The sequence below is a fragment of the bacterium genome (assembly GCA_019695335.1).
Classification (GTDB): Bacteria; CLD3; CLD3; order SB21; family SB21; genus JABWBZ01.
The window spans coordinates 1-3717 of sequence record JAIBAF010000126.1; the positions used below are offsets into that span (position 1 = coordinate 1).

The window sequence follows — 3717 nt, forward strand, 5'->3', positions numbered from 1 at the left end:
AAAAATTCACGACCCGAAGATCGTGAATTTTGTAAATGTGGAGACGACGGGAATTGAACCCGTGTCCGAGAATAAGCTACTAAAAACCTCTACGTGCGTAGCGCCGCTTTTTATTTTAACTTACCTATCAAAAGCGAACCAAAAGCAGGTAAGCGAGCTCGATATCCCTTGCGGGATTTTTGCCTTATGCCTCCGAGCATTGGCACTTGGCTAGTCTATCAAAATGACGTCTTAACTAACCTCGATAGACGAAAGTAAGTTAAAACGGACTGCAGAGAATTAACTCTTAGGCAGCCAACGCGTATGCGTTGTTGTTGTTTATTGGTTTACCGTTTAGTTTACGAGCACACGGAAAACGCTCGGCACGCAATCCTTAGCGACCTAAACCCGTCGAATCCAGTTCGTCCCCATTTTTCAAAGAACTTTTGCACTTTATAGAACGCATCGATGGCGGCTTAATTCCGCGCCATAAATTATAATAATTAATTAAACTCGCAAGAAAATTCAAAGCTATATAGCCGTCTTCATGCCCGGTTCCGGCGAAAGAATCAATACAGGCGCTTCACCTGTACTCGCTTCGATATTTGGAAAAAACATACGGAAAGTAGTTCCCAAGCCCGGATGGCTGTCGACGCGTATAAAGCCGCCAGTCCGCTCGACGATTTGCCGGACAATGGCCAATCCAAGGCCGGTACCTTGAGTCTTGGTCGTAAAGAACGGCTCGAATATTCTTTGTTTGGTTTTTTCGTCAATACCTATTCCTTTATCCGACACTTCGAGTTGAACAAAACGACCGGAGTAGCCTTGATCGTACGTCAGTTCAACCGTGGAAAGCCGTATATCGATTTTTCCTCCTTGAGGCATCGCATCACGCGCATTGATGACAATGTTCAATAAGAGACGCGTAAACTGATTTTTATCGATTAACACTTTGCCGAGCGCTCCGGTGCTATCGCATTGCAAAGTATGGTGAGAACCGACGGCTGACTGCATGACCGGCATAAATTCGTGAGCCGTTTGATCAAGATCGATCACCGACGGATGGTGCTTGACGGGTTTGGCAAAATCCAATAATTGCTTCACAAGATCGTTGCCTCTTTTAGCCGTATCGACAATAACTTGCGCCTGTTTTTTAACATCCGGAGATGCGTCAGATTGACTTATTAATTCACCGCGGCCAAGAAATATCGCCAGAAGATTTTGAAAATCGTGCGAAACGGCTGCAGCTAATTGCGATAAGGCCGCTTCTTTTTCGAGCGAAGCTAACCGATCTTGCTGAGTTTGAAACGCATCCTGCAACTCTCTGACTTTGGCCGATTGAATGCGCAACGCAAGCAGGTCAGCCACTGAACCTGCAAAATCGCGATCCTCCGTTGTCCATTCACGATTTTGCCCGACGTGCTCATGACACACCACGCCGACTAACTTACTTTCCACAAAAATACCCGCATCCAGCATGGAACTGATTCCCAACGGCTGCATATACGTTTCAGCAAGTTCCGACGTCCACGGCTCATGAACGGCAATTTCAGCCGGCAGGGCTTTGCGCAAAGACAGCGATGCAAAATAGGTAGGGAAATCTTCAACCCTCAACACAAACCCGGACGAATGAGTTTTCTTTGATCGCTCGTACAAATTGACGCATCGCAGAACTGTACGATCATCAATAAACAGCCATATCCCGGCTCTTTCTACTTCGAGGGTTTCTGCGCAAATTTCGCATGCCTGTCCGAAAATATCACTCAATGGCGTTTCGGGCGGAATTTGAGCGAGCGTCAGCCTGGCGACTTCAGTGGAACGGCTTGCAAGAGGAATGGAGGAATTGGTTTTCATAAAACGACCTCCCGACGTAATAATTTTACTGGCAGTCAATCGCAACTACAGTCATTAAGTAAGCTATGTGAGAGATGTTGAAACGTTTTCACCCCGGGTCGTGTGGTATCGCTACAATATATTTCAAATGTGCTCAACCTTGCAATAAATTTTTTTGCCAGCCTTTTGCAACACGATTGAGCATCTATAAAGTTATTGATCGGCATGATCCAGTTTTAACCGATGTCCTAAATTCGAGATCTTCATCGCAAGATGAAATCCAAGGCTGGCGGTCTTTTCAATTTTTTTAAAATTGATTTTTTCAAAATCGTCGCCAGGTTTGTGGTAATCATCTGTCATGCCATCAAAGAAAAATACGATCGGTATATTCCAACGGGCATAATTATAATGATCGCTGCGATAATAAAATCGGTTGGGATCGAAATCGTCGTCAAATAAATAATCGAAAGTAAACAATCCCAATTCACGATTGGTTTCTTCATTCAGTTTTTTGAGTTCGCTGCTCAGACGATCCGAGCCGATCACGTAAATGCTGTCCGCACGGCCACGCCCGACCATGTCAAAATTCAATTGACTCACGATCTGCGACAATTCAAAAGGCCTGCGCGTGTCTTCATCCGTCATATATTCAGAACCTAGCAATCCTTTTTCCTCACCACTGTGAAACACCACTAGCACAGAACGTTTATTGGTTTTAGAGCGGGCCATGGCGCGGGCCATTCCCAAAACCGTCACGGTACCCGAGCCGTCGTCGTCGGCACCGTTATATATTTCATGATCCGCACCGATCCCTAAATGGTCATAATGAGCTCCGATTGCCACATATTCGTTTTTCAAAACGGGATCGATGCCCGGAATCACACCGACCACATTTTGGGCCTGCGTTTTTACATATTGCACGGAAACATATATTCGCGCCGAAGTACCTGAGATTGGAAATACCGGTAAGGTTTTTTTGGCAATCAATAAATGCCGTAAACTGTCGTACGGCACAGGACCATTATTCAATATGGATCTGAAAAAAAGTTCGTTCGCATAATAAAACGGTATCCGCGTCGAATCGGCCGCCATCAGGTCAGGCGTCGAAAATTCAATCCGGCTCGCCTTGAAATAACCGACCAGTTCGCTCCATTTTTCAAGAAGCGTTTCATTGCCCAACACGAACAGCGCCTTAGCGCCGAGCTCGCGCGCACGATGACGTTTGTAAAATAATGCGCTGTAGTAAGAACTGGGAATCGGGCCATAAAAAAATTTCTCGTCGTCAGATTCAGGTTCGCCGTCAAAAACCAAAACGATTTTATCTTTGACGTTGAGGTTTTTGTAGTCGTCGTAACCGAATTCCGGCGCGGTAATGCCGTAACCGGCAAAAACAAACGATCCGGCCGTGCTGCATTCAAAAAGAAAATTATGAAAATTGGCAAAATAATCGCCGTAGGTGTACAGTTTCTCATGCTTAGTCGAACTGTCGTACACTGACACGACCGAACTGCCCAGCACCGTTACTTTCGTTGCATCAAATTTTTGAAAATACGTCAAACTATCCGAATCCCCGTCGTACGCAAACGGAGCAATTCCGGCTTTTTGTAATTGTCCGGCAAGATACAACGACGCAATTTTTTCGCCGCGCGTCCCTGCTTCACGGCCTTCTAATAAATCGTTTGAGAGAAACCGCAGATCGCTCATAAATTGTTTGAGATCGAACATTTTTTCAGTCACGACAGCCGGCGGTATGACTACAGGTACGCATCCTGCCAGGCTTATCGACAAACTTAACAAAAATATTTTATACAGATTTTGAGCCAGTTTCATATATCCTTACGAATCGCTTTGGAAGAATGAAGCTTAGTGTAAGCATGCCTTGTCAATGAAAGCAAGCGAATTTTG

Annotated in this window: 2 protein-coding genes and 1 other RNA gene; all 3 read right to left on the reverse strand. The window is 45.3% G+C overall.

Annotated elements, in window-relative coordinates:
* Positions 1-35: 35 nt before the first annotated feature.
* The 3 genes from ssrA to K1X84_16860 all read right to left on the reverse strand — a co-directional run bounded on the left by ssrA (position 36) and on the right by K1X84_16860 (position 3642).
* Positions 36-409: a transfer-messenger RNA gene (gene ssrA, locus K1X84_16850) on the reverse strand.
* 101 nt (positions 410-510) lie between these two features.
* On the reverse strand, positions 511-1833 hold the full coding sequence (locus K1X84_16855; GenBank protein MBX7153299.1) for a GAF domain-containing protein: 1323 nt from the start codon (positions 1831-1833) through the stop codon (positions 511-513).
* Positions 1834-2025: 192 nt separating this feature from the next.
* Entirely contained in the window at positions 2026-3642 is a 1617-nt protein-coding gene (locus K1X84_16860) for a M28 family peptidase (protein ID MBX7153300.1), read from the reverse strand.
* Positions 3643-3717: the final 75 nt, after the last annotated feature.

Bases quoted from the DNA above. Each gene is read 5' to 3' on its own strand.
- K1X84_16855 (MBX7153299.1), bottom strand. From the start codon at position 1,833: ATGAAAACCAATTCCTCCATTCCTCTTGCAAGCCGTTCCACTGAAGTC.
- K1X84_16860 (MBX7153300.1), bottom strand. From the start codon at position 3,642: ATGAAACTGGCTCAAAATCTGTATAAAATATTTTTGTTAAGTTTGTCG.